Origin of the sequence: Pseudomonas sp. 3JA, assembly GCF_036961705.1 — a bacterium.
Lineage (GTDB): Bacteria > Pseudomonadota > Gammaproteobacteria > Pseudomonadales > Pseudomonadaceae > Aquipseudomonas > Aquipseudomonas fluorescens_Q.
Genome location: NZ_JBAMDJ010000012.1, coordinates 103,949 through 130,384 on the forward strand (window position 1 = coordinate 103,949; position 26,436 = coordinate 130,384).

The 26,436-nt window shown below is 62.0% G+C and carries 20 protein-coding genes; 6 read left to right on the plus strand and 14 right to left on the minus strand.

The annotated features are described in order from the left end of the window. Window positions 1-50: 50 nt before the first annotated feature. From hutG to V7773_RS12180, 14 genes are all read right to left on the minus strand, one after another. Window positions 51-854: an N-formylglutamate deformylase gene (hutG, locus tag V7773_RS12115; protein ID WP_336073577.1), complete on the minus strand. Its 804-nt coding sequence runs from the start codon at window positions 852-854 to the stop codon at window positions 51-53. An 11-nt stretch (window positions 855-865) separates the two neighbouring features. Next, window positions 866-2,068: an imidazolonepropionase gene (gene hutI / locus V7773_RS12120; RefSeq protein WP_092151013.1), complete on the minus strand. Its 1,203-nt coding sequence runs from the start codon at window positions 2,066-2,068 to the stop codon at window positions 866-868. Window positions 2,069-2,204: 136 nt separating this feature from the next. Continuing rightward, window positions 2,205-3,737, minus strand: coding sequence for a histidine ammonia-lyase (hutH, locus tag V7773_RS12125; protein ID WP_063323336.1), 1,533 nt, complete (start codon window positions 3,735-3,737; stop codon window positions 2,205-2,207). A 129-nt stretch (window positions 3,738-3,866) separates the two neighbouring features. After that, window positions 3,867-5,390, minus strand: a complete 1,524-nt coding sequence (gene hutH / locus V7773_RS12130; RefSeq protein WP_336073578.1) for a histidine ammonia-lyase — start codon at window positions 5,388-5,390, stop codon at window positions 3,867-3,869. A gap of 174 nt (window positions 5,391-5,564) precedes the next feature. Continuing rightward, window positions 5,565-6,395, minus strand: coding sequence for a quaternary amine ABC transporter ATP-binding protein (locus tag V7773_RS12135; protein WP_092151007.1), 831 nt, complete (start codon window positions 6,393-6,395; stop codon window positions 5,565-5,567). Then, window positions 6,392-7,243: an ABC transporter permease gene (locus V7773_RS12140; protein WP_003196893.1), complete on the minus strand. Its 852-nt coding sequence runs from the start codon at window positions 7,241-7,243 to the stop codon at window positions 6,392-6,394. Before V7773_RS12140 ends, V7773_RS12135 begins: the two co-directional genes overlap by 4 nt. Window positions 7,244-7,314: 71 nt before the next feature. Continuing rightward, on the minus strand, window positions 7,315-8,283 hold the full coding sequence (locus tag V7773_RS12145) for an ABC transporter substrate-binding protein (RefSeq protein WP_336073580.1): 969 nt from the start codon (window positions 8,281-8,283) through the stop codon (window positions 7,315-7,317). Between the two features lie 70 nt (window positions 8,284-8,353). Continuing rightward, entirely contained in the window at window positions 8,354-9,820 is a 1,467-nt protein-coding gene (locus V7773_RS12150; protein ID WP_092222288.1) for a purine-cytosine permease family protein, read from the minus strand. An 89-nt stretch (window positions 9,821-9,909) separates the two neighbouring features. After that, on the minus strand, window positions 9,910-11,598 hold the full coding sequence (hutU, locus tag V7773_RS12155; protein WP_336073581.1) for a urocanate hydratase: 1,689 nt from the start codon (window positions 11,596-11,598) through the stop codon (window positions 9,910-9,912). A gap of 708 nt (window positions 11,599-12,306) precedes the next feature. Further along, entirely contained in the window at window positions 12,307-13,332 is a 1,026-nt protein-coding gene (rlmF, locus tag V7773_RS12160; RefSeq protein WP_336073582.1) for a 23S rRNA (adenine(1618)-N(6))-methyltransferase RlmF, read from the minus strand. A gap of 163 nt (window positions 13,333-13,495) precedes the next feature. Next, window positions 13,496-16,342, minus strand: coding sequence for a valine--tRNA ligase (locus V7773_RS12165; RefSeq protein WP_063324527.1), 2,847 nt, complete (start codon window positions 16,340-16,342; stop codon window positions 13,496-13,498). 262 nt (window positions 16,343-16,604) lie between these two features. Continuing rightward, the gene (locus V7773_RS12170) at window positions 16,605-16,970 is read right to left on the minus strand and encodes a hypothetical protein (RefSeq protein ID WP_027911412.1); all 366 of its coding nucleotides are present in this window, start codon (window positions 16,968-16,970) and stop codon (window positions 16,605-16,607) included. Between the two features lie 8 nt (window positions 16,971-16,978). After that, window positions 16,979-17,407 (minus strand): DNA polymerase III subunit chi, encoded by a 429-nt coding sequence (locus V7773_RS12175; RefSeq protein WP_092223652.1) that lies wholly within the window; start codon window positions 17,405-17,407, stop codon window positions 16,979-16,981. Between the two features lie 60 nt (window positions 17,408-17,467). Continuing rightward, complete coding sequence (locus V7773_RS12180; RefSeq protein WP_063324529.1) at window positions 17,468-18,958, minus strand: leucyl aminopeptidase; 1,491 nt, start codon at window positions 18,956-18,958, stop codon at window positions 17,468-17,470. Window positions 18,959-19,488: 530 nt separating this feature from the next. Here V7773_RS12180 and lptF point away from each other — a divergent pair. From lptF to era, 6 genes are all read left to right on the plus strand, one after another. Further along, window positions 19,489-20,610, plus strand: coding sequence for an LPS export ABC transporter permease LptF (gene lptF / locus V7773_RS12185; RefSeq protein WP_063324530.1), 1,122 nt, complete (start codon window positions 19,489-19,491; stop codon window positions 20,608-20,610). Then, window positions 20,603-21,664, plus strand: coding sequence for an LPS export ABC transporter permease LptG (gene lptG / locus V7773_RS12190; protein WP_336073583.1), 1,062 nt, complete (start codon window positions 20,603-20,605; stop codon window positions 21,662-21,664). Before lptF ends, lptG begins: the two co-directional genes overlap by 8 nt. A gap of 255 nt (window positions 21,665-21,919) precedes the next feature. After that, window positions 21,920-23,719: a translation elongation factor 4 gene (gene lepA, locus V7773_RS12195; RefSeq protein WP_063324532.1), complete on the plus strand. Its 1,800-nt coding sequence runs from the start codon at window positions 21,920-21,922 to the stop codon at window positions 23,717-23,719. Between the two features lie 5 nt (window positions 23,720-23,724). Then, window positions 23,725-24,579 (plus strand): signal peptidase I, encoded by an 855-nt coding sequence (gene lepB, locus V7773_RS12200; protein ID WP_063324533.1) that lies wholly within the window; start codon window positions 23,725-23,727, stop codon window positions 24,577-24,579. Between the two features lie 183 nt (window positions 24,580-24,762). Continuing rightward, the gene (rnc, locus tag V7773_RS12205; protein ID WP_057448995.1) at window positions 24,763-25,452 is read left to right on the plus strand and encodes a ribonuclease III; all 690 of its coding nucleotides are present in this window, start codon (window positions 24,763-24,765) and stop codon (window positions 25,450-25,452) included. Continuing rightward, complete coding sequence (era, locus tag V7773_RS12210; RefSeq protein ID WP_072345611.1) at window positions 25,445-26,347, plus strand: GTPase Era; 903 nt, start codon at window positions 25,445-25,447, stop codon at window positions 26,345-26,347. Before rnc ends, era begins: the two co-directional genes overlap by 8 nt. The last annotated feature ends 89 nt before the right edge of the window (window positions 26,348-26,436 follow it).

Consider the following 26,436-nt stretch of genomic DNA (forward strand, 5'->3'; position numbering starts at 1 on the left):
ACGCACTCGAGCGGGAGCAAGCTCCCTCGCCACAGAGGTACGCGCACTGTTTATTTTTTGTAAGCCTGCCGCCCCCACACCAACAAGCCTTCCAGCAATTGCCTGAGTACCACTTGCGTCGGCTCCGCCAGGTCGGCGCGATAGTTGAACGGTTCGTACTCTTCCATGTAGGTGCTCTGGCAAAGTTCCAGTTGCACCGCGTGGATGTCTTCGGCCGGATTACCGTAGTGCCGCGTAATGTGTCCGCCCTTGAACCGCCCGTTGAGCACGTGGGTGAACTGACCATGGCGAGCGCAGATGGCTTCGAGCTGGCTGGCCAGGATCGGGTCGCAACTGGCACCGTTGAACGTGCCGAGGTTGAAGTCCGGCAGCTTGCCGTCGAACAGGTGCGGGATCACCGAACGGATCGAATGGGCGTCGAACAGCAAGGCATAACCGAACTCGGCCTTGAGCCGCGCCAGTTCCTGCCGCAGCGCCTGGTGGTAAGGCATCCAGATCTGTTGCAGATACCTCGCCCGCTCCTCGGCCGACGGCTCCAGCCCTTGGCGAAACAACGGCACGCCATCGAACAGCGTCGCCGGGTACAAACCGGTGGTGGCGCCGACGTACATCGGTTTGTCATCGGAGGGGCGGTTCAGGTCGACGACGAACCGTGAGTACTCGGCGGCCAGGGTGCTGGCGCCCAGCTCGGCGGCAAATTCGTAGAGCCTTGGGATGTGCCAGTCGGTATCTGGCAGGCTTTGCGCCTCGGGGATCAACCCGGCCTGTACCGCCGGAGTCAGGCGCAGGCCGGCGTGAGGCATGCTGATCAACAGCGGCACGCGCCCTTGCTTGAAATTCAGGACCTTCTCCACAACCGTTCTCCTCAATCGATTTCCACGCCGTGACGCACGACGCGTTTTTCCAGATCGCCACCGAGCCAGTACGCCAGGTCGGCCGGGCGGTCGATGTGCCAGGCGACAAAGTCCGCGACCTTGCCGGCTGCCAGCGAACCGTGGGTTTGAGCCATGCCCAAGGCCTGGGCCGCATGAATCGTCGCCCCCGCCAAGGCTTCTTCCGGGGTCATGCGGAAGCAGGTGCAGGCCATGTTCAACATCAAGCGCAACGACAACGCCGGCGAGGTGCCCGGGTTGAGGTCGCTGGCCACGGCGATTTTCACACCGTGCTTGCGCAGGGCTTCCATGGGCGGCAATTGGGTTTCGCGCAGGAAATAAAACGCCCCCGGCAGCAACACCGCCACGGTGCCGGATTCGGCCATGGCCTTGGCATCGTCCTCGGTCATGAACTCCAGGTGATCGGCCGACAGCGCCTGGTAACGCGCCGCCAGGCTGGAACCGTGCAGCGACGACAATTGCTCGGCGTGCAGCTTCACCGGCAGCCCAAGTTGTTGCGCTGTGATAAACACCCGCTCGACCTGCGCCGGGGAAAACGCCAGGTATTCGCAAAAGGCATCCACCGCATCCACCAGTCCTTCGGCTGCCAAGGCCGGAAGCATCTCGCTGCAGATGTGTTCGATGTAGTCGTCGGCGCGATCCTTGTATTCCGGCGGCAAAGCGTGGGCTGCCAGACAAGTGCTGCGCACGCTGACTGGCAGCTCTGCGCCGAGGCGGCGGATGACGCGTAGGATCTTGCGCTCGCTGGCCAGGTCCAGGCCGTAACCGGATTTGATTTCCACCGTGGTCACGCCGTCGCGCATCAGGCTACCCAGGCGCTTGGCGGCGCTGGCGAACAGCTCGTCTTCACTGGCGGCGCGGGTGGCGCGTACGGTGCTGGCGATGCCACCGCCGGCTGCGGCAATCTCGGCGTAGCTGACGCCTTGCAGGCGCTGCTCGAACTCACCGCTGCGGTTGCCGCCAAATACCGTGTGGGTGTGACAGTCGATCAGCCCCGGCGTGACCCAGGCGCCCTTGAGGTCGTTGACCGCCGGGTAGTCACCCGTCGGCAATTCGGCACGCGGGCCGATCCATTGGATGTGCTTGCCCTGGGTAACGATGGCGGCGTCTTCGATGATCGAGTAGACGCCCTGGGCCATGGTGGCGGCGTGGCAGTTTTGCCAGAGGGTTTTCATTGATGTCCTCCGTCAGGATCATTCCCACGCTCCGTGTGGGAATGCAGTCCGGGACGCTCCGCGTCCCTCGTAGAGCGGAACGCAGAGCGTCCCATGAGGCGTTCCCACGCAGAGCGTGGGAACGATCGAATCAGCCTTACAGGCTCGGCAACAACTGCGCCGTGACCAGCTCGTTCAGGCACCGACTCGCCAGCAATTCACTGGCCGCATTGATGTCCGGTGCAAAGAAGCGGTCCTTCTCGTAAAACGGCACTTGCGCACGCAACAGCCCCCGGGCCCGCTCCAGCTTCGTGGAGGTCTTCAAGCCGCCACGCAGGTCCAGCCCCTGGCAAGCCGCAAGCCATTCCACCGCGAGGATCCCACGGGTATTTTCGGCCATTTCCCACAGACGCTTGCCGGCAGCCGGGGCCATGGAAACGTGGTCTTCCTGGTTGGCCGAGGTCGGCAGGCTGTCCACCGAATGCGGATGGGACAGCGCCTTGTTTTCGCTGGCCAGGGCCGCCGCGGTGACCTGGGCGATCATGAAGCCGGAGTTCACCCCGCCATTGGCCACCAGGAACGGCGGCAACTGCGACATGTGCTTGTCCATCATCAACGAAATCCGGCGCTCGCTCAGGGAGCCGATTTCGGCAATCGCCAAGGCCATGTTGTCGGCGGCCATCGCCACCGGTTCGGCGTGGAAGTTGCCGCCGGAAATCACGTCGCCCTCGGCGGCGAACACCAGCGGGTTATCCGACACCGCGTTGGCCTCGATCACCAATACCTCGGCGGCCTGGCGGAACTGGGTCAGGCAGGCGCCCATCACTTGCGGCTGGCAGCGCAGGGAGTACGGGTCCTGGACCTTGTCGCAGTTCTGGTGCGAATCGGAGACTTCGCTGCGCTCGCCCAGCAGATCGCGGTAGGCAGCGGCGGCGTCGATCTGGCCTTTCTGGCCACGGGCGGCATGGATGCGTGCATCGAACGGCGAGCGCGAGCCAAGCACCGCTTCCACCGTGAGGCCACCCAGGGCCAGGGCACCGGCAAACAGGTCTTCGCCTTCGAACAGGCCACGCAGGGCAAACGCGGTGGACACCTGGGTGCCGTTGAGCAACGCCAAGCCTTCTTTCGCGGCCAGGGTCAGCGGCGCGAGGCCGGCCACTTTCAGTGCCTCGACAGCCGGCAACCATTCGCCTTTATAGCGCGCCTTGCCTTCGCCCAGCAGCACCAGGGACATGTGGGCCAGCGGGGCCAGGTCGCCGGAAGCACCGACCGAACCTTTAAGCGGAATGTGCGGATAGACCTCGGCATTGATCAGCGCGATCAGCGCATCGATCACCTGCCGACGGATGCCGGAGAAACCCCGGCTCAGGCTGTTGACCTTGAGCACCATGACCAGCCGCACCAGCGCATCGCTGATCGGCTCGCCCACGCCGGCGGCATGGGACAGCACCAGGGAACGCTGCAGGTTTTCCAGGTCTTCGCTGGCGATGCGGGTCGAGGCCAGCAGGCCGAAACCGGTATTGATGCCGTAGGCGGTGCGATTCTCGGCCAGAATCTGTTCAACGCAGGCGACGCTGGCCTCGATCTGCGCCGACGCGCTGGCGTCCAGGCTCAAGGTCACCGGTTGCTGATAGATGTCGCGCAATTGAGCCAGGCTCAATTGGCCGGGAATCAGGTTTAAGGCAGTCATGTATTGCTCCTTTTGAGAGTTTTGTTTTTACCCGCCAGTCGCTCCGGAATGTTCCGTTATCCGTCACCTTCGCCTTTTGGGCGATGCTTTATGGGCTATAGGTGCCTTGGCACGCTGGCGCTTTTTTGATCAATTCAAATTCGGTAATACGCTTCGCAGCATGCTCGGGTCTTTAAGCAGGCCAGCGGCACTGGCGATGTCCGGCGCCAGCCAGCGATCCTGATCGTAGGCCGGCACGCGCTCGCGCAGCAGTTTCCAAGCGATGTCGGTGCCGGTGCCGAAGCGCTGGGCCTTGAGAAATTCAAAGGCCTGGGCCGCCAGCAGGTATTCGATGGCGAGGATCTGCGTGCAGTTTTCCAGCGCCCTGTGCAGCTTCAAGGCCGCGTTGGTGCCCATGCTCAAATGATCTTCTTGCAGGCCCGAGGTGACGAAGTTGTCGAGCACCGCCGGTTGCGCCAGTTGCTTGTTTTCCGCGCACAGCGACGCGGCGACGTATTGCACGATCATCATCCCCGAATTCACCCCGGGGTTGGCTACCAGGAAGGCCGGCAGGCCGCTGACGTGGGGGTTGATCAAGCGGTCGAGACGACGCTCGGCGATGGAGCCGATCTCAGCCATGGCAATCGCCAGCAGGTCCGCCGCCATCGCCACCGACTGACCGTGGGGGTTGGCCTGGGACATCACCCGGAAATGCTCAGGCGTGCCGAGCAACAGCGGGTTGTCGGTGGCGGCGTTGAGTTCGGTTTCGATCTGTTGCCGCGCATGCGCCAGCTGATCGCGAGCGGCACCGTGCACCTGCGGAATCGAGCGGATACTCAAGGCGTCCTGGGTACGAATGCCCAAGCTTGAGGCGATGACTTCGCTGCCGTCGAGCAAGGCCCGCAAGTTGACCCCGACCTGCTGCATGCCCGGGTGCGGCTTGAGGGCGATGATCTCGGCATCGAACGCGGCAATCTGCCCGCGCAGGGCCTCGAAGCTCATGGCGCCGATCACGTCGGCCCATTGCACCAGCCGCGTCGCATCGGCCAGGGCCAGGCAGCTGAGGCCGGTCATGCACGGGGTGCCGTTGACCAGGCACAAACCGTCCTTGGCGCCCAACTGCACCGGTTGCAAGCCTTCGGCAGCCAAGGCCTGTTGCGCCGAAACGATGTGCCCGCGATAGCTGACCTGGCCGACGCCCAAAAGCGCGATGCTGATGTGGGCCATGTGGGTCAGGTAACCCACCGAACCCTGGGACGGCACCTGCGGTGTGATGCCCCGGTTGAGCAGCGCCAGCAACGCTTCGACCACCCGGCGATGGATGCCGGACTTGCCTTGGCTGTAATTGAGAATGGCGGCGCAGAGAATCGCCCGGGTCTGTTCATCGGAAAGCGGCGCACCGACGCCACAGGCATGGCTGAGCAGGGTGTTGCGCGACAGTTGGCTGAGCTGTTCGTCCTTGAGCGAAACATTGCACAAGGCCCCCAGGCCGGTGTTGACGCCATAGGCGCGCTCACCGCTTTCGACGATGCGCTGGACGATGGCCTGGGCATTGTCGATCCGCGCCCAGGCCTGGGCCGACAGCTCAAGCTCGGCACCGAAGCGGGCGACGGCGACCACATCCTGCCAACGCAACGGGGCGTCGGCGATTACGATTTTTTCAGCCTGGGACATCTTCAACCTCATGGAAAATTCATCTCAGCAGCACATCTGGCTCAAGGCATAGCCCTTGTGGCGAGGGAGCTTGCTCCCGCTTGAGTGCGCAGCGCTCACAAGATTTTTGGGGCGGCTGCGCCACCCAGCGGGAGCAAGCTCCCTCGCCACAAAAGCACACCGACCACCACAGCCTCACACCACCGCCGCTCGCCGCTGCACGAACCGATCGACATACTCATCCGCCGGCGAATGCAGGATCTCCCGGGGCGTGCCGACCTGGATCAGCTTGCCGTCCTTGAGAATCGCGATGCGGTTGCCAATGCGCACGGCCTCGTCGAGGTCGTGGGTGATGAAGACGATGGTCTTGTGCAGGGTCTTTTGCAGCTCCAGCAACTGGTCCTGCATTTCCGCACGGATCAGCGGGTCGAGGGCGCTGAAGGCTTCGTCCATCAAGATGATGTCGGTGTCCGCCGCCAAGGCCCGGGCCAGGCCCACGCGCTGGCGCATGCCGCCAGAGAGCTGGTGCGGGTATTTGTTCTCGTAGCCCTTCAGGCCCACGGTGTTGATCCAGTGCAGCGCCCGTTCGGCGCACACCTGCTTGCTCTCGCCGCGCACTTTCAAGCCATAGGCGACGTTGTCCAGGACGCTCTTGTGGGGCAGCAGGCCGAAGCTCTGGAACACCATGCTGATCTTGTGCCGGCGAAACTCGCGCAGGGCGTCCATGTCCAGTTGCAGGATGTCTTCACCGTCCACCAGGATCGCGCCGCTGGTAGGGTCGATCAGCCGGTTGAAGTGGCGCACCAGAGTGGACTTGCCAGAACCGGACAGCCCCATGATCACGAAGATCTCGCCGGTACCAATGCTCAGCGACAGGTCGTTCACACCGACCACGCAACCGGTTTCGGCCAGCACCTGGTCCTTGGTCTTGTCCTGGCGGATCAGCGCCAGGGCTTCCTTGGAGCGATTGCCGAAAATCTTGAAGACGTTCTTGACTTCGATTTTGCTGATGGCTGCGTTGCTCATTTGCTCACCTCATGCCGAGGACGACCATAGGCCTGGGTAATACGGTCGATGACCACGGCGAGAATCACGATTGCCAGCCCGGCTTCCAGGCCACGGCCGACGTTGAGGGTCTGGATGCCCACCAGTACGTCTTCACCCAGGCCGCGGGCACCGATCATCGAAGCGATGACGACCATCGACAGGGCCATCATGGTGGTCTGGTTGATCCCGGCCATGATGCTCGGCAGGGCCAGGGGCAGTTGCACGCCGAACAGCTGTTGCCAGCGGTTGGCGCCAAAGGCGTTGATGGCTTCCATCACTTCGCCGTCCACCTGGCGAATCCCCAGGTCGGTCAGGCGGATCAATGGCGGCGCGGCATAGATCACCGTGGCGAAAATCGCCGGGACCTTGCCCAGGCCGAACAGCATCAACACCGGAATCAGGTACACGAAGCTCGGCATGGTCTGCATGATGTCCAGCAGCGGCATCAGCACCGAACGCAGGCGATTGCTGCGCGCCGAGAGGATGCCCAGGGGAATGCCGATCAACACCGAGATCAGCGTCGCCACCAGCATCAGGGCGAGGGTCTGCATCAGTTTGTCCCACAGGCCCACCGCGCCCACCAGGAACAGCAGCCCGACGATCACTGCCGTGGCCACGACCTTGCGGGTGGCGTGCCAGGCAATGCCGCCGACGATGGCCAGCATCAGCCACCAGGGCGCCATGCGCAGCAGGCCTTCGAGGTTGACGATGGCCCACAGCAAGGTGTCGGAGATGTGCCGGAACACATCGCCATAGTTGGTCACCAGGGAGTCGACCCAACCGTTGACCCAGTCGGCGATGGAGAAGGTAAAGCTTTCGGGAAACATAAGAGACTCTCGATCAGGTGGATGCAGTGAACGTCCCGGCCAGCCCCACGGTTGGCCGGGAAAGATTCGACCTACAGAGCCGCGTCGATTTTCTTGGCAGCGTCTTCACTGACCCAGGCGTGCCAGACTTCAGGATGTTCCTTCAGGAAGATCTTCGCCAGCTTCGGCGACTCGATCCGCTCCTTGGCCATGCGCCCGAGGTTCTGGTTCAGGATATCGATCGGCAGGTTGACCTTTTCCAGCACCGCCACCAGTTCCGGGGCTTCGTCGTGGAAGGTCTTGGACAGGCCGACCTTGATGCTCACGCTTTTATCCACGCCCGGTTTTTCTTCCAGTTTCACTAGGTCCACCTGGCCCATCAGCGGCGTCGGCGACCAGTAGTAGAACAGGATCGGCTCGCCACGCTTGTAGCTCGACAGCACCGCCGCATCCAGGGCCGGGCCGGTGCCTGGACGGAAGTTGGTGTAGGTTTTTTCCAGGCCATAGCTTTTCAGCATTTCGCTGTTGTCCAGCTCACAGGTCCAACCGGCCGGGCAGTTGTAGAAACGGCCCTTGGACGGCTCTTCCGGGTCCTTGAACACGGCAGCGTATTGACCCAGGTCGGCGATGTTCTTCAGGCCCGGGGCCTTGGCTTCGAGCTTGCGCTTGGCGTCGCCCTCAACCACGTAGCGCGGCACATACCAGCCTTCGATGGCCCCCACCACCGGGGCGCCGACGCCGACCACCTTGCCGGCCTTCTCGGCCTTGTTCCACACCTCGCTGCGGCCGACCCACTCTTCGGCAAACACCTGGATGTCGTTGCTGCTCAGGGCATTTTCCATGGTGATGGAGTTGCCTGGCAGGCTGTCGGTCTTGCAGCCGTAGCCTTTTTCCAGCACCACTTGCAGGACGTCGGTCAGCAGCATGCCGCTTTCCCAGTTCAGGCCGGCGAACTTCACCGGTTTGCCCGACTCGCACCAACCCGCCGCTTGTGTGGCGCCGGCGCCGGCCAGCAGGCCCATGGAAAGCAATGTGGTCAGCAGGGTCTTGTTCGACTTCATTATGTGACGCTCCTAATCAGTTGGATTGGCTTACGGCAGTCAAGAGGCATCCAGCCCTGTCAACGTCCCATCAGACCGCTTGGATGCGGCCCGCCCTGCTCGGTTGTGCGTCAACCGTGTCCTGCTCGAGCGGCAGGATCAATTGATCGGGTACAGCGCTGTGCCACTTCTTGGCGACGACGTAATACAGCGCCGCCGGAACCACCAGGCCGATGATCCAGGAAATATCCACACCGCCCATGGCTTCCACCAGCGGACCGGTATAGAACTTGGTGGCGATAAACGGCAGTTGAACCAGTACACCGAAGACATAGACGCTGATACCCAAGGCGTTCCAACGACCGTAGCGCCCATTCGGATCGGCCAGTGCCGGCACGTCATAACGCTCGCGGGTGATGCAGTAGTAGTCCACCAGGTTGATCGCGCTCCAAGGCGTAAAGAACGCCAGCAGGAACAGGATGAAAGACTTGAACGCACCGAGGAACGAGTGCTGACCGAGTAGCGCGATCAGCGTCGCAGCGCCGACGATGACCAGCACGAAGACCAGACGCTGCAAGCGCGTGACGTTCAGGTGACCACGAAAACCGCTGATGATGGTCGCGATGCACATGAAGCTGCCGTAGGAGTTCAGCGTGGAGATGGTGACCTTGCCGAATGCGATGCTGAAGTACAGCAGCGCAGCCGTGGCGCCGGTACCGCCCAGGCCCACGATGTAGGCCACTTCGTGACCGGCGAACTGCCCATTGGCCGAGGCCGCGGCAAACACGCCGAGGATCATCGCCACCTGCGCGCCGATGACTGAACCTGCGCCTGCGGCAAAAAAGGTTTTCACCGAGGAAGTTTGGCTCGGCAGGTAACGCGAGTAGTCCGCCACATAGGGGCCGAAAGCGATCTGCCAGGAGGCCGCGAGCGACACCGCCAGCAGGAAGCTGCTCCAGCTGAAATGGCGGATTTGCAGGAGTGCGCCAACGTCCGTCTGGCTCATCAGGCGAGCGAACAGGTAAACGAAGGCGATCACACCCAGGATGCTGGCGACACGGCCAATGAAGTGAATCACCCGATAACCAAGCACCGTGACCAACACGATGACACTGGCGAAAATGAGGATGCCGACACTGTCGCTGACATCAAACAACTGGCCCAGCGCCTGACCGGAAAGCACGGTGCCCGTCGCGGTGAAACCCAGGTACATCAGGCACACCAGCACGATCGGGATGGCCGCGCCATACACACCGAACTGCACCCGACTGGAGATCATCTGCGGCAGGCCAAGCTTGGGCCCTTGCGCGGCATGCAAGGCCATGACGCCACCGCCGAGCACTTGGCCGATCAGCAAACCGATCAACGACCAGAACACATCACCGCCAAGCACCACCGCCAATGCACCGGTGACAATGGCAGTGATTTGCAGGTTGGCCCCCATCCAGAGGGTGAACTGGCTCAACAGCCGACCGTGTCGCTCCGCTTCCGGGATGTAGTCGATCGAACGTTTCTCGATCAACGGCTTGCTGCTTGCGCGTGTGCTACTGACAGCCATGGTTCAACCTCTGTGGATTGTTCTGGAATTCATTGCGCTGCTGCTTCCCTGTGGGAGCGAGCTTGCTCGCTCCCACAGGGGGCCGGGGGTTACTTGCCAGTGATCATCGGCAAGTTCAGCCCCTGCTCTTTCGCGCAATCGATCGCGATCTGGTAACCGGCATCGGCATGACGCATCACACCCGTAGCCGGGTCGTTGTGCAGCACGCGGGCAATGCGCTCGGCCGCTTCGTCGGTACCGTCACAGACAATCACCATGCCCGAGTGCTGGGAGAAGCCCATACCGACGCCGCCACCGTGGTGCAACGACACCCAGGTCGCGCCGCTGGCGGTGTTGAGCAAGGCGTTGAGCAGTGGCCAGTCGGAAACGGCGTCGGAGCCGTCCTGCATGGATTCGGTTTCACGGTTCGGGCTGGCCACGGAACCGGAGTCCAGATGGTCGCGACCGATCACGATCGGCGCCGACAATTCACCGCTGCGCACCATTTCGTTGAAGGCCAGGCCCAACTTGGCGCGCTGGCCCAGGCCGACCCAGCAGATCCGTGCCGGCAAACCCTGGAAGCTGATGCGCTCGCGGGCCATGTCCAGCCAGTTGTGCAGGTGGGCGTCGTCGGGGATCAGTTCCTTGACCTTGGCGTCGGTCTTGTAGATGTCCTGCGGATCACCGGACAGCGCAGCCCAGCGGAACGGACCGATACCGCGGCAGAACAGCGGACGGATGTAGGCCGGGACGAAACCAGGGAAGTCGAAGGCATTTTCGACGCCCTCTTCCTGAGCCATCTGGCGAATGTTGTTACCGTAGTCGAAGGTCGGCACGCCCATTTTCTGGAAGGCCAGCATGGCTTTGACGTGGACGGCCATCGATTGCTTGGCAGCCTTCACCACGGAGGCAGGTTCGGTCTTGGCGCGGGCACGGTACTCGTCCCAGGTCCAGCCGGCCGGCAGGTAGCCGTTGAGCGGGTCGTGGGCGCTGGTCTGGTCGGTGACCATGTCCGGACGCACACCACGACGGACCATTTCCGGCAGGATCTCGGCAGCGTTCCCGCACAGGGCGATGGAAATCGCCTTGCCTTCGGCGGTGTATTTCTCGATGCGCGCCAGGGCGTCGTCGAGGTCGGTGGCTTGCTCGTCGACATAGCGGGTTTTCAGGCGGAAATCGATGCTCACCTGCTGGCACTCGATGTTCAGCGAGCACGCACCGGCCAGGGTCGCGGCCAAGGGTTGCGCACCGCCCATGCCGCCCAGGCCGGCGGTCAGGACCCAGCGCCCCTTGAGGTTGGAGTCGTAGTGCTGGCGACCAGCCTCGACGAAAGTTTCGTAGGTACCCTGCACGATGCCCTGGCTGCCGATGTAGATCCAGCTGCCGGCGGTCATCTGGCCGTACATGGCCAGGCCCTTGGCGTCGAGTTCGTTGAAGTGCTCCCAACTGGCCCAGTGCGGCACCAGGTTGGAGTTGGCGATCAGGACGCGAGGGGCGTTGCTGTGGGTCTTGAACACACCCACCGGCTTGCCGGATTGCACCAGCAGGGTTTCGTCGTCGTTCAGGTTGGTCAGGCTTTCGACGATCTTGTCGTAGCACTCCCAGTTGCGCGCCGCACGGCCAATGCCACCGTAGACCACCAGTTCCTTGGGGTTCTCGGCCACTTCCGGGTCGAGGTTGTTCATCAGCATGCGCAGCGGCGCTTCAGTCAGCCAGCTCTTGGCGGTCAGCGTGTTACCGCGAGGGGCACGGATTTCAACGTCACGGTATTTTTCAGGTTTGCGGGTAGCGTCGGTCACAGCAAAAACTCCTCAGCGATCAATCCAGACCAGCCCGGGCAGTGGGCAGCGATTTAGCGAACGTTGCGTTGAATATCAGTGACTCATACGCATACGTCTTTACTTGTATGTACAAGCATATGCAATCAAGCGGCCAACTTGTTGGAGGTTGTGTTCAGAAACGCTTGGGAATTGGCTGAAAGCCTTGTGATTTCTGGGCTGCTGAGCGGCATGAAATTTTTTAAGAGGGTTTTCGAGAGGGCAATCGGCGGGTCACAGAAGCATGGCATTGCGCCACGCTGGGGCATTCGGTAACAAATTGGTGCGCAAAGAGGAAACAGCGAGGACGAGGCTTTTTGTGGCGAGGGAGCTTGCTCCCGCTGGGCTGCGCAGCAGCCCCCTCTCAAGCTCATTCAATCAACCTGTTCCACCGCGTTGCCGGGTTTTAGGGCCGCTGCGCGCCCCAGCGGGAGCAAGCTCCCTCGCCACGGGGAATTGGGCACGGGGTGGGTTAGGGGAATGCCTTGAATCGGTGTCAGTTTCAAGAGCAAATCGGTTGGTTGACCGGGATGCTTTTGTGGCGAGGGAGCTTGCTCCCGCTGGGCTGCGCAGCAGCCCCCCTCTCAAGCTCACTCAATCAACCTGATCCACTGCGTCGCCGGGTTTTAGGGCCGCTTCGCGCCCCAGCGGGAGCAAGCTCCCTCGCCACAGGCGTGGCGCTATCGCGATTCAGTCCTTACGGACCCAGCGCGCCTGGCGCCAGGCCTGTTGCTGGGACTCGGTCTGGAAGGTCCAGGCCACGAAGCGACTCTGCTTCTGGCCCTGGGACATCTCCACCACCTGGCTGTGCAGCGCCCCGGCCTTTTTCAGCGCGGTTTGAATCGCCGGCAGGTTCGACGCTTTTGACACCAGGGTGCTGAACCACAGCACTTGCCCGGCCAACTGCGCGCTTTCGCCGATCAGTTGCGTCACGAACCGGGCTTCCCCACCCTCGCACCACAGCTCCGCAGCCTGCCCGCCGAAATTCAGCACCGGCAGCTTGCGCTTCGGATCGGCCTTGCCCAGTGCCCGCCACTTGCGCTGGCTGCCCTTGGTGGCTTCCTCCAGGGACGCATGGAACGGCGGGTTGCACATCGTCAGGTCGAACCGTTCGGTGTCTTCCAGCAGGCCCAGGAGAATCTGCTTGCGGTTGGCTTGCTGGCGCAACTGGATGGCTTTGTTCAAGCCATTGGACTGGACGATGGCCTTGGCCGAGGCGATGGCCGTTGGGTCGATCTCCGAACCGAGGAAGTGCCAGCGGTAGTCGCTGTAGCCGATCAACGGATAGACGCAGTTGGCGCCGGTGCCAATGTCCAGCACCTTGACTGCTGCCCCGCGGGGGATTTCACCGGCGTTGTGGCTGGCGAGCAAATCGGCGAGGAAATGCACATAGTCCGCCCGACCTGGCACCGGCGGGCACAGGTAATCGGCCGGGATATCCCAGTGGGCGATGCCATAGAAAGCTTTGAGCAGCGCCCGGTTGAACACCCGTACGGCTTCGGGGCTGGCAAAGTCGATGCTTTCTTTACCGTAGGGGTTGATGATCACGAACTTCGCCAGTTCCGGCGTGCTCTTGATCAACGCTGGGAAGTCATAGCGGCCCTGGTGGCGGTTGCGCGGATGCAGGCTGGCCTTCTCACGCGGCGCCACGGTTTTAGCCTCTGGGGTGGACTTGGGCTTCTGGCGGGCTGGTTTGGGTATGCGGGGGGCGGTCATGGGCGAGTCGATTCGGGATGGCTCAAAAGTGGCGGGCATTGTCCCACATCCGGCCTGGTCTTGATGACTGCACAGTTCAAATGTGGGAGCGAGCAGGAGTGAGAAAGTGCCAGGCAAAAAGAAGGAGGCCACCAGGGCCTCCTCCTTCAGCGACGAACCACCGTTACAGGCTGGAGATCCGCGCGTGCTGCTCGGCCAGTTTGCCCAAGGCCTGTTCGGCCTCGGCCAGTTTGGCCCGTTCTTTCTCGATGACTTCGGCCGGCGCCTTGTCGACGAAGCCGGCGTTGGACAGCTTGCCGCCGACCCGCTGCACTTCGCCTTTGAGGCGCAGGATTTCCTTGTCCAGGCGCGCCAGTTCCGCGGCCTTGTCGATCAGGCCCGCCATTGGCACCAGCACTTCCATCTCGCCGACCAGGGCGGTGGCCGACAGTGGCGCTTCTTCGCCGGCAGCCAGGACGGTCACCGATTCGAGCTTCGCCAGTTTCTTGAGCAGCGCCTCGTTCTCGTTGAGGCGGCGCAGGTCTTCGGCGCTGGCATTCTTCAGGAACAGGGTTAGCGGCTTGCCCGGGCCGATGTTCATTTCGGCGCGGATGTTACGCAGGCCGAGCATGAAGGTCTTGAGCCATTCGATGTCGTCTTCGGCCGCCGGATCGATGCGGCTTTCGTTGGCCACAGGCCAAGGTTGCAGCATGATCGTCTTGCCTTGGGCGCCGGCCAGCGGTGCGATGCGCTGCCAGATTTCCTCGGTGATGAACGGCATGAACGGATGCGCCAGGCGCAGGGCCACTTCCAATACGCGCACCAGGGTGCGACGGGTGCCGCGCTGGCGCTCGACCGGGGCGTTTTCGTCCCACAGCACTGGCTTGGACAGCTCCAGGTACCAGTCGCAGTACTGGTTCCAGATGAACTCGTACAAGGCTTGTGCGGCCAGGTCGAAACGGAACTGATCCAACTGGCGGGTCACTTCGGCCTCGGTGCGTTGCAGCTGGGAGATGATCCAGCGATCAGCCAGGGTCAGCTCGAAGGCTTCGCCGTTCTGGCCGCAGTCTTCACCTTTATCCAGCACGTAGCGCGCGGCGTTCCAGATCTTGTTGCAGAAGTTGCGGTAGCCTTCGACGCGACCCATGTCGAACTTGATGTCGCGACCGGTGGACGCCAGCGAGCAGAAGGTGAAGCGCAGGGCGTCGGTGCCGTAGCTGGCGATGCCCTCGGCGAACTCTTCGCGGGTGGCCTTCTCGATCTTCTTCGCCAGTTTTGGCTGCATCAGGCCGGAGGTGCGTTTCTGCACCAGGGTTTCCAGGTCGATGCCGTCGATGATGTCCAGCGGGTCGAGGACGTTGCCCTTGGACTTGGACATCTTCTGGCCCTGGCCATCGCGCACCAGGCCGTGGACATAGACCGTCTTGAACGGCACTTGCGGTGTGCCGTCTTCGTTCTTCACCAGGTGCATGGTCAGCATGATCATCCGGGCGACCCAGAAGAAAATGATATCGAAACCGGTGACCAGCACGTCGGTGGAGTGGAATTTCTTCAGGAACTCGGTCTGTTGCGGCCAGCCCAGGGTGGAGAAGGTCCACAGGCCCGAACTGAACCAGGTGTCGAGGACGTCGTTGTCCTGCGCCAGGGCGACGTCCGGACCGAGGTTGTGCTTGGCGCGGACTTCGGCTTCATCGCGGCCGACATAGACCTTGCCCGACTCGTCGTACCAGGCCGGGATGCGATGGCCCCACCACAGCTGGCGGCTGATGCACCAATCCTGGATGTCGCGCATCCACGAGAAGTACATGTTTTCGTATTGCTTGGGCACGAACTGGATGCGGCCATCTTCCACGGCGGCAATCGCAGGTTCAGCCAGCGGCTTGGTGGACACGTACCACTGGTCGGTCAACCACGGCTCGATGATGGTGCCGGAGCGGTCGCCTTTCGGAACTTTCAGGGCATGATCGTCGACGCTGACCAGCAGGCCGGCGGCGTCGAACGCCGCGACGATCTGCTTGCGTGCCTCGAAACGGTCAAGGCCGGCGTATTCAGCCGGGATCTGGCCGTCGATGCTCTCGTTCAGCGTGCCGTCCAGGTTGAACACCTGGGCTGCCGGTAGGACGTTGGCGTTCTTGTCGAAGATGTTCAGCAGCGGCAGGTTGTGGCGCTTGCCGACTTCGTAGTCGTTGAAGTCGTGGGCCGGGGTGATTTTCACACAGCCGGTGCCGAATTCCGGGTCGCAGTAGTCGTCGCCGATGATCGGGATACGACGGCCAACCAGGGGCAGCTCGACGAACTTGCCGATCAGCGCCTGGTAGCGTTCATCGTTCGGGTTCACCGCCACGGCCGAGTCGCCCAACATGGTTTCCGGACGCGTGGTGGCGACGATCAGGTAATCCTTGCCTTCGGCGGTCTTGGCGCCGTCGGCCAGTGGGTACTTCAGGTTCCACAGGAAACCTTTCTCGTCATGGTTCTCCACTTCGAGGTCGGAAATGGCCGTGTGCAACTTGGTGTCCCAGTTGACCAGGCGCTTGCCGCGATAGATCAGCCCGTCTTCGTGCAGGCGTACAAAGGCTTCTTTCACCGCTTCGGAGAGGCCATCGTCCATGGTGAAGCGCTCGCGGCTCCAGTCTACCGACGAGCCGAGGCGACGGATCTGGCGGCTGATGTTGCCACCGGACTCGTCTTTCCATTCCCAGACTTTCTCCAGGAATTTTTCGCGACCCAGGTCATGGCGATTCTGGCCCTGGGCTTCGAGGCGACGCTCCACCAGCATCTGCGTGGCGATACCGGCGTGGTCGGTACCCGGCTGCCACAAGGTGTTGCGACCCTGCATGCGGCGGAAACGGATCAGGGCGTCCATGATCGCGTTGTTGAAACCGTGGCCCATGTGCAGGCTGCCAGTGACGTTAGGCGGCGGGATCATGATGGTGTAGGAATCGCCCGCGCCTTGCGGAGCGAAATAATTCTCGGACTCCCAGGTGTTGTACCAGGAAGTTTCAATGGCGTGCGGCTGGTAGGTCTTATCCATGCGCGGCGGGACCCTATTGGCATTTATTCAGGAAAAGCCGGGAAGTATAGCGGGGCGAAGGACGCAGGGCGAGCCAGTACGCAGTGAGCGCGTATTAACAGGCGCAACAAATCCTGTGGCGAGGGAGCTTGCTCCCGCTGGGGCGCGAAGCGGCCCCCAAAAGTGTCAAGGTGAGTGAGAGGGGGCTGCTCGCCAGTGTTACGGCTGCTTTGCAGCCGAGCGGGAGCAAGCTCCCTCGCCACAAAAAGCGGGGGGAGTGCTTTTATTCGTACTGACTGAGCAAGCGCTCCATCCGTGCATCCAGCCGACGCTTGATCTCGGTCTCGATGTGCGGGGCGAAGTCGTCGATGACGTCTTGCATGATCAACTGCGCAGCAGCGCGCAGTTCGCGGTCCAGGTGCAACAGGGCGTCGGGCCCTTTGGCTTCGGTCTTGGCAGCAGGCTTGGGTTCCGGCTGGCCGTTGATCGGGTCGAACAGCAGGGGGATCTGTTCGTCATGCACTGGCTCGTGCACGACCGTGTCGGTCAGCAGTGGCGGTTGCAGGTTGTCGTCGCCGAGCAGTTGGCGGATCGACTCGAGGTCATCCAGCAGGTGCGCGGGTTTTTGTGGCGGTTTTGGAGTGTCCATCGTAGGGCTCAGAGTCGCTGTAAACGGTGGTCTTGCAGAGGATAGCCCTGTTCGCGGTAGAAACGGAAACTCTCCCGCGCGGCTTGTCGGATGGCCGGGTCTTCGACCACCACTTCCGCCACACGGGCGAAGCGCTGGGCAAAGGCCGGAACTTTCAGGTCGAGGTTGACCAGCAGGTCTTGGTGCTGGCCGCAGTCGTCCCCCAGTCCCAGCACGATCACCCCCTCGGGTTCGCTTTCGGCCGGGCCGTGGGGCACGAAGCTCTCGCCCTTGAAAGCCCACAGGCGTGCGTCCAGGTCCTCGCGCTGGGCGGCATCGCTGCAATGCAGGTAGATGCGGTGGCCCATGCGCCAGGCCTTTTCGGTGAGCTTGCAGGCGAAATCCAGCCGCGCCGACGGGTCGGCGCTGGGCAGGATATAGAAATCGACTTTGGTCATTGCGGTTCCTGAGCCGCCGATGACCCCACCCGAGGGTGAGGCCAACGACGGTCATTGGTGTCAGGCCTTGGCGCGGTCCAGCAGGTACTGGGTCAGCAGGGGCACCGGACGACCGGTGGCGCCCTTGTCCTTGCCGCCGCTGGTCCACGCCGTGCCGGCGATGTCCAGGTGCGCCCAGTTCAGGTTCTTGGTAAAGCGCGACAGGAAGCACGCCGCGGTGATGGTCCCGGCTTTCGGACCACCGATGTTGGCGATGTCGGCGAACGGGCTGTCCAGTTGTTCCTGGTACTCATCGAACAGCGGCAGTTGCCAGGCGCGGTCGTCGGCTTGTTGGCCGGCGCTGAGCAGTTGGCCGATCAGCTCGTCGTTGTTGCCCAGCAGGCCCGAGGTGTGGGAGCCCAGGGCGACGATGCAAGCACCGGTCAGGGTCGCGATGTCGATCACCGCTTGCGGCTTGAAGCGCTCGGAGTAGGTGAGGGCGTCGCACAACACCAGGCGGCCTTCGGCGTCGGTGTTGAGGATTTCAACGGTCTGGCCGCTCATGGTGGTGACGATGTCACCCGGACGCGAGGCCGTGCCGCTGGGCATGTTCTCGGCGCAGGCCAGGATGCACACCAGGTTGATCGGCAGTTGCAGTTCGAGCACGGCGCGCAGGGTGCCGAACACGCTCGCGGCGCCGCCCATGTCGTACTTCATCTCATCCATGCCGGCGCCCGGCTTGAGGCTGATGCCGCCGGTGTCGAAGGTGATGCCCTTGCCGACCAGGGCGTACGGCTTCTCGGATTTCTTGCCGCCGTTGTATTGCATGACGATCAGGCGCGGTGGTTGGGCGCTGCCCTGGCCAACGGCGTAGAACGAGCCCATGCCCAGGTCCTTGATCTTCTTCTCGTCGAAGACTTCGACCTTCAGGCCCTTGAATTCCTTGCCCAGTGCCTTGGCTTGTTCGCCGAGGAACGTCGGGTGGCAGATGTTCGGTGGCAGGTTGCCCAGGTCGCGGGTAAACGCCATGCCGTTGGCAATCGCGGTGGCGTGGGTCACGGCGCGCTGGACTTCAGCCTGGGCGGCTTTGATGGTCAGCACGGTGATTTTTTTCAGGGTGCGGGGTTCGGCTTTCTGGCTCTTGAACTGGTCGAACCGGTATTCGCCGTCTACCAGGGTTTCGGCCAGCAAGCGGTTCTTGCCGTAGCTATCGCGGCCCTTGATCACCAACTCGTCCAACGCCAGGGCGGCATCAGCGCCGCCAAGGCCCTTGAGGGTGCCCAGCACGCCGGCGATGATTTTACGGAACGGACGATCGCCCAGTTCAGCGTCCTTGCCCACGCCCACCAGCAGCACGCGCTCGGCCTTGAGGTTGGGCAGGTTGTGCAGTAACAGGCTCTGGCCGACCTTGCCGGCCAGGTCGCCGCGCTTGAGTACGGCGCTGATGGCCCCGCCGCTCAGGGTATCGAGCTGGGTGGCGACCACGCCGAGTTTGCGGTTTTCACCGACGGCAACCACCAGCGTGGCGGTTTTCAACGTTTCTGGGCTGACGCTTTTTACAACCAGTTCCATGTCCGGATCCCTGAGTCAATGGTCAAGATGCCAGGCGCTGACTTGTGGCGAGGGAGCTTGCTCCCGCTCGGTTGCGCAGCAACCGCAAAGAAGCGGGGTCTGCTACGCAGCCCAGCGGGAGCAAGCTCCCTCGCCACAAGTCCTGAGTGAAACGGTCACGGTCGCGCCGGCGACAAAGGCCGCAGTTTGAACCTCGGCGCCCGAGCCTGACAACCCTCGACGGCGCTAACTTTTGGCTTTAAGCACCGGCTTAAAGCGTGCGAAGTGACAGGCGCCTCCAATCACAGGATAATGCGGCTCTTTTTTCGGCGGCTCGCGTTGGCGGGCCGACTCGATACGTTTGCTTGTTTGGCCGCCTTAAGGGTTTTTATGCAAAGTCGTCGAGCGGCGATCAGGCAAGGCGAAAACAGGCGAGGAAGCGGAGTTGACTGGCTGTCAATGAGCATTCCGAGCCTGTTTTCAACGCAGCATGATCGTCGCGCAGGCACTTTTCATACAAAACCCAGCCTGACAACCCTGGAGTGTCTGGTGTGATCGTCTTTCGTTATCTATCCCGTGAAGTCCTGCTGACCCTGAGCGCCGTCAGCGCCGTGCTGCTGGTCATCATCATGAGCGGGCGCTTCATCAAATACCTCGCCCAGGCGGCTTCCGGCGCCCTGGACCCGGGCTCGCTGTTCCTGATCATGGGGTTCCGCCTGCCGGGCTTCTTGCAATTGATCCTGCCGCTGGGGTTGTTCCTCGGCATCCTGCTGGCCTACGGGCGCTTGTACCTGGACAGCGAAATGACCGTGCTGTCGGCCACCGGTATGAGCCAACAGCGCCTGTTTCGCATGACGCTGTTCCCGGCCACGTTGGTGGCGTTGGTGGTGGCCTGGCTGAGCCTGAGCCTGGCCCCCCAAGGCGCCAACCAATTCCAGTTGCTGATCAACCAGCAGGACGCCATGACCGAGTTCGACACCCTGGTGCCAGGGCGTTTCCAGGCCCTGCGCGACGGTACGCGCGTGACCTACACCGAACAGCTCTCGGACGACCGGATCGACCTGGCCGGCGTCTTCATTACCCAAAAGAACCTGTCTTCGGATACCAAGAAGGACCGTGGCATTTCCGTGCTGGTGGCCGAGAAGGGCCGGCAGGAAATCAACCCCGACGGCAACCGCTACCTGATCCTGGAAAACGGCTATCGCTATGACGGCAAGCCGGGACAGGCCGATTACCGGGCCATCAAGTACGACACCTATGGCGTGCTGTTGCCCAAGCCCGAGGTCAGCGACGAAGTCACTGATCGCGACGCGATGCCGACCGCCAGCCTGCTGGGCAACAAGGACATTCGTGCCCGTACCGAGCTGCAATGGCGCCTGTCCTTGCCGCTGCTGGTGTTCATCGTGACCCTCATGGCGGTCCCGCTGTCGCGGGTCAACCCGCGCCAGGGGCGTTTCCTCAAGCTGCTGCCGGCGATTCTTCTGTATATGGCTTACCTGACCATCCTGATTTCCGCTCGCAGTGCGTTGGAGAAAGGCAAGATCCCGCCCGCCTTGGGCCTGTGGTGGGTGCACTCGATCTTCCTGGCCATCGGCCTGGGGCTGCTCTATTGGGAGCCGCTACGCCTGAAGCTGGCCAGTCGTCGCAGCGCGCTGGAGGTGGCCCGTGGTTAAACTCGATCGCTACATCGGCAGCAGCGTGTTCATGGCGATCCTTGCGGTGCTGGGGATCATCCTCGGTCTGGCGACCCTGTTTGCCTTCATCGATGAAATGAGCGATGTCAGCGACACCTATACGCTGACGGACGTGGCGAGCTACGTGCTGCTGACGGCGCCACGGCGTTTGTACGACATGCTGCCGATGGCCGCGCTGATCGGTTGCCTGATCGGCCTGGGTAGCCTGGCCAGCAATAGCGAGCTGACCATCATGCGCGCCGCCGGCGTGTCCATTGGTCGGATCGTCTGGGCGGTGATGAAGCCCATGCTGGTGTTGATGCTGGTGGGTGTGCTGATCGGCGAATACATCGCCCCAGCCACCGAAAATACTGCCCAGGCCAACCGTTCCCTGGCCCAGGGCGGCGGCGATGCGCAAAGCGCCAAGCACGGCCTGTGGCACCGCCAGGGCGACGAGTTCATCCATATCAACTCGGTCCAGCCCAACGGCATTCTGTACGGGGTGACCCGTTATCGCTTCGACGACCAGCGGCACATGCTGTCGTCGAGCTTCGCCAAGCGCGCCAAATTCGCTGAGGACCACTGGCAGTTGATCGATGTCACTACCACCTTGTTCCATGACAAGCGCACCGAGGTGGTCGCCGCCCCGCAGGAGCGTTGGGACGTGTCGATCAGCCCGCAACTGCTCAGCACCGTGGTGATGGCGCCCGAATCCCTGTCGATTACCGGCTTGTGGGGGTATATCCACTATCTGGCGGACCAGGGCTTGAATAACGGCCGCTATTGGCTGGCTTTTTGGGTCAAGGTGTTGCAGCCGTTGGTCACTGCCGCCCTGGTGTTGATGGCGATTTCCTTCATCTTCGGTCCGCTGCGTTCGGTGACCCTTGGCCAGCGGGTGTTTACCGGTGTACTGGTGGGCTTCACTTTCCGCATTGCCCAGGATCTGCTGGGGCCGTCGAGCCTGGTGTTCGGCTTCTCACCGCTGTTTGCGGTGCTGGTGCCGGCCGGTGTCTGCGCGTTGGCCGGGCTCTGGCTGTTGCGTCGGGCGGGTTGACCCCGATTCTTGTGGCGAGCGGGCTTCTGTGGCGAGGGAGCTTGCTCCCGCTGGACTGCGCAGCAGTCCCCTACAGCCTGCCTGACATATCGCCGTGGCGGATAAATCGAGGGCCGCTTCGCAGCCCAGCGGGAGCAAGCTCCCTCGCCACAAGAGCTCATCGACCGGCGAACGTGACGCTTGCGCGGTCTATCAGGTACAATTCCCGGCTATTTTTCGGCGGGCTATGCCTGCAGCCTTTTTGAGTGTTGATCCGTGAGTGATTTGAGTCATATCCGCAATTTCTCCATCATCGCCCACATTGACCATGGCAAGTCGACGCTGGCCGATCGCTTCATCCAGATGTGCGGCGGCCTGGCCGAGCGTGAAATGGAAGCCCAGGTCCTGGACTCCATGGACCTCGAACGTGAACGCGGGATCACCATCAAGGCCCACAGCGTTACCCTCTACTACAAGGCCCGCGACGGCATCACCTATCAGCTGAACTTCATCGATACCCCGGGCCACGTCGACTTCACTTATGAAGTCAGCCGGTCGCTGGCGGCCTGTGAAGGTGCGCTGCTGGTGGTCGATGCCGGCCAGGGCGTCGAAGCCCAGTCGGTTGCCAACTGCTACACGGCCATCGAGCAGGGCCTGGAAGTCATGCCGGTGCTGAACAAGATCGACCTGCCCCAGGCCGATCCAGACCGCGTGAAGGAAGAAATCGAGAAAATCATCGGCATCGACGCCACCGACGCGGTCACCTGCAGCGCCAAGACCGGCCTGGGCGTGGACGAAGTGCTCGAGCGCCTGGTGCACACCATTCCCGCGCCGACCGGCAACATCGAAGATCCGCTGCAAGCGTTGATCATCGACTCCTGGTTCGACAACTACCTGGGCGTGGTGTCCCTGGTTCGCGTGCGCCATGGCCGCGTGAAGAAGGGCGACAAGATCCTGGTCAAGTCCACCGGCAAGATCCACCTGGTGGACAGCGTCGGTGTATTCAACCCGAAACACACCGCTACCGTAGACCTGAAGGCCGGTGAAGTGGGCTTCATCATCGCCGGTATCAAGGACATCCACGGGGCGCCGGTCGGCGACACCCTGACCTTGAGTTCCACCCCCGATGTCGATGTGTTGCCAGGTTTCAAACGCATCCAGCCGCAGGTTTATGCCGGCCTGTTCCCGGTCAGCTCCGACGACTTCGAGGATTTCCGCGAAGCCCTGCAGAAGCTGACCCTGAACGACTCGTCCCTGCAATACACCCCGGAAAGCTCCGATGCCCTGGGCTTCGGTTTCCGTTGCGGATTCCTGGGCATGTTGCACATGGAAATCATCCAGGAGCGCCTGGAGCGCGAATACGACCTGGACCTGATCACCACGGCACCGACGGTAATCTTCGAGCTGCTGCTCAAGAACGGCGAGACCCTCTACGTCGACAACCCGTCCAAGCTGCCGGACCTGTCGGCCATCGAAGACATGCGCGAACCGATCGTGCGGGCCAACATCCTTGTGCCTCAGGAGCACCTGGGCAACGTCATTACGTTGTGCATCGAGAAGCGTGGCGTACAACACGACATGCTGTTCCTCGGCACGCAGGTCCAGGTGACCTACGACCTGCCGATGAACGAGGTGGTACTGGACTTCTTCGACCGCCTCAAATCCACCAGTCGCGGCTATGCTTCGCTGGACTATCATTTCGATCGTTACCAATCGGCTAATCTGGTGAAGCTGGATGTGCTGATCAACGGTGAGAAAGTCGATGCCCTGGCATTGATCGTGCACCGTGACAACGCGCACTACAAAGGTCGTGCATTGACCGAGAAGATGAAGGAACTGATTCCGCGGCAGATGTTCGACGTGGCAATCCAGGCCGCCATTGGCGGGCAGATTGTGGCGCGTACAACCGTCAAGGCGCTCAGAAAGAACGTATTGGCCAAATGCTACGGTGGCGACGTCAGCCGTAAGCGCAAGCTGTTGGAAAAGCAGAAGGCCGGTAAAAAACGCATGAAGCAGGTCGGTAACGTGGAAATTCCACAGGAAGCCTTCCTTGCGGTGCTCAGGTTGGATAGTTAGGTCCTATGTCGCTAAATTTCCCGCTGTTGCTGGTTATCGCCGTGTTTGTCTGCGGCCTGTTGGCGTTGCTTGATCTGTTGTTCCTGGCGCCTCGGCGCCGGGCGGCCATCGCCTCTTATCAGGGCAGCGTCAGCCAGCCTGATGGTGTGGTGATCGAAAAGCTCAACAAGGAACCGCTGCTGGTCGAATACGGCAAGTCGTTCTTCCCGGTGTTGTTCATCGTGCTGGTGCTGCGCTCGTTCCTGGTGGAGCCTTTCCAGATCCCCTCCGGCTCGATGAAGCCGACCCTGGACGTGGGCGATTTCATCCTGGTGAACAAGTTTTCCTACGGGATCCGCCTGCCGGTGATCGACAAGAAAGTCATCGAAGTCGGTGATCCGCAACGCGGCGATGTCATGGTGTTCCGCTTCCCGAGCGACCCGAACGTCAACTACATCAAGCGTGTCGTCGGCCTGCCGGGCGACACGGTTCGCTACACCGCCGACAAGCGCCTGTTCGTCAATGGCGAATCCGTGGCCGAACAGTTGCTCGGCTCCGAGCCGGGTACGCTGGGCAGTGCCGAGCTCTACCGGGAAAAACTCGGCGAGGCCGAGCACCTGATCCGCAAGGAAATGAGCCGCTACCGCGCGACACCGGACCATTCGTGGACCGTGCCGGCGGGGCACTACTTCATGATGGGAGACAACCGCGACAACTCCAACGACAGCCGGTACTGGGATGATCCGAACATTCCCAAGGACCTGCTGGGCATGGTCCCGGACCGGAACATCGTCGGCAAGGCCTTTGCGGTCTGGATGAGCTGGCCGGAACCCAAACTCAGTCACCTGCCGAATTTCTCGCGGGTTGGCCTGATCAAGTAATCACCCACGGCGCTGTTGATCACAGCGCCGAATGCTTTTCTGGAGCCTGCGCAAGGTTGCCCGAAGGCATGAAGCCAACGATAGTCAGGACGTATTTTTGAACACAGCGTTAATTGTCCCAAGCCAACGGCGCCTTGCCGCCGTGGCGGTGGAATCCAGCCACGAACTCAGCGTGGGTAAACCGTGAGCGTTTCTCTAAGCCGTCTCGAGCGTCAGCTCGGCTACACCTTCAAGGACCAGGACCTAATGCTCCTGGCCCTCACTCACCGCAGTTTTGCCGGGCGCAACAACGAGCGCCTGGAATTTCTCGGTGATGCCATCCTCAATTTTGTGGCCGGTGAGGCGCTGTTCGAGCGTTTCCCGCTGGCCCGCGAAGGCCAATTGTCGCGTTTGCGCGCGCGCTTGGTAAAAGGTGAGACCCTGGCCGTACTGGCCCGTGGTTTCGACCTGGGCGACTACCTGCGCCTGGGCTCCGGCGAGCTGAAAAGTGGCGGTTTCCGTCGCGAATCTATCCTGGCCGATGCCCTGGAAGCGTTGATTGGCGCGATCTATCTGGACTCAGGCATGGAAATGGCGCGTGAACGCGTGCTGGCCTGGCTGACGTCCGAGATCGACAGCCTGACGCTGGTGGACACCAACAAGGATCCGAAGACCCGTTTGCAGGAATTCCTGCAATCGCGCAGTTGCGAGCTACCGCGCTACGAAGTCGTGGATATCCAGGGTGAGCCGCATTGCCGTACCTTCTTCGTCGAATGCGAAGTGGTCCTATTGAATGAAAAAAGCCGGGGTCAGGGTGTGAGTCGTCGTATTGCCGAACAGGTAGCGGCCGCCGCAGCATTGATTGCCCTGGGTGTGGAGAATGGCAATGACTGATACAACCGTCACCCGCTGCGGCTATGTCGCCATTGTCGGTCGGCCGAACGTGGGTAAATCCACGCTGCTGAACCACATCCTGGGCCAGAAGCTGGCGATCACCTCGCGCAAGCCCCAGACCACCCGCCACAACATGCTGGGCATCAAGACCGAAGGCGCCGTGCAGGCGATCTACGTCGACACCCCGGGCATGCACAAGGGCGGCGAAAAGGCCCTGAACCGCTACATGAACAAGACTGCCTCGGCGGCGTTGAAAGACGTCGACGTGGTGATCTTCGTGGTCGACCGCACCAAGTGGACCGAAGAAGACCAGATGGTCCTCGAGCGCGTCCAATATGTCACCGGCCCGCTGATCGTGGCGCTGAACAAGACCGACCGGATCGAAGACAAGGCTGAGCTGATGCCGCACCTGTCCTGGTTGCAGGAACAGTTGCCGAACGCCCAGATCATCCCGATCTCTGCCCAGCACGGCCATAACCTCGACGCGCTGGAGCGGGTCATTGCCGAACATCTGCCGGAAAACGATCATTTCTTCCCCGAAGACCAGATCACCGACCGCAGCAGCCGTTTCCTCGCCGCCGAGCTGGTGCGTGAGAAAATCATGCGTCAGATGGGGGCCGAGCTGCCCTACCAGATCACGGTCGAGATCGAAGAGTTCAAGCAACAGGGCAAGACCCTGCATATCCACGCCTTGATCCTCGTCGAACGTGACGGCCAGAAGAAAATCATCATTGGCGACAAGGGCGAGCGCATCAAGCGCATCGGCACCGAGGCGCGCAAGGACATGGAACTGCTGTTCGACTCCAAGATCATGCTCAACCTGTGGGTCAAGGTGAAGGGTGGCTGGTCCGACGACGAGCGGGCGCTGCGGTCGTTGGGTTACGGCGACCTGTAATCCCCGGATCATGGTGGGCGGGCTCTTGTGGCGAGGGAGCTTGCTCCCGCTGGGCTGCGCAGCAGCCCCAATACCCTTCCGGCAACTCG

Coding starts and splice junctions, on each gene's coding strand:
- hutI (WP_092151013.1), bottom strand. CDS start 2,068: ATGAAAACCCTCTGGCAAAACTGCCACGCCGCCACCATGGCCCAGGGC.
- hutH (WP_063323336.1), bottom strand. CDS start 3,737: ATGACTGCCTTAAACCTGATTCCCGGCCAATTGAGCCTGGCTCAATTG.
- hutH (WP_336073578.1), bottom strand. CDS start 5,390: ATGTCCCAGGCTGAAAAAATCGTAATCGCCGACGCCCCGTTGCGTTGG.
- V7773_RS12135 (WP_092151007.1), bottom strand. CDS start 6,395: ATGAGCAACGCAGCCATCAGCAAAATCGAAGTCAAGAACGTCTTCAAG.
- V7773_RS12140 (WP_003196893.1), bottom strand. CDS start 7,243: ATGTTTCCCGAAAGCTTTACCTTCTCCATCGCCGACTGGGTCAACGGT.
- V7773_RS12145 (WP_336073580.1), bottom strand. CDS start 8,283: ATGAAGTCGAACAAGACCCTGCTGACCACATTGCTTTCCATGGGCCTG.
- V7773_RS12150 (WP_092222288.1), bottom strand. CDS start 9,820: ATGGCTGTCAGTAGCACACGCGCAAGCAGCAAGCCGTTGATCGAGAAA.
- rlmF (WP_336073582.1), bottom strand. CDS start 13,332: ATGACCGCCCCCCGCATACCCAAACCAGCCCGCCAGAAGCCCAAGTCC.
- V7773_RS12165 (WP_063324527.1), bottom strand. CDS start 16,342: ATGGATAAGACCTACCAGCCGCACGCCATTGAAACTTCCTGGTACAAC.
- V7773_RS12170 (WP_027911412.1), bottom strand. CDS start 16,970: ATGGACACTCCAAAACCGCCACAAAAACCCGCGCACCTGCTGGATGAC.
- V7773_RS12175 (WP_092223652.1), bottom strand. CDS start 17,407: ATGACCAAAGTCGATTTCTATATCCTGCCCAGCGCCGACCCGTCGGCG.
- V7773_RS12180 (WP_063324529.1), bottom strand. CDS start 18,958: ATGGAACTGGTTGTAAAAAGCGTCAGCCCAGAAACGTTGAAAACCGCC.
- lepB (WP_063324533.1), top strand. CDS start 23,725: ATGTCGCTAAATTTCCCGCTGTTGCTGGTTATCGCCGTGTTTGTCTGC.
- era (WP_072345611.1), top strand. CDS start 25,445: ATGACTGATACAACCGTCACCCGCTGCGGCTATGTCGCCATTGTCGGT.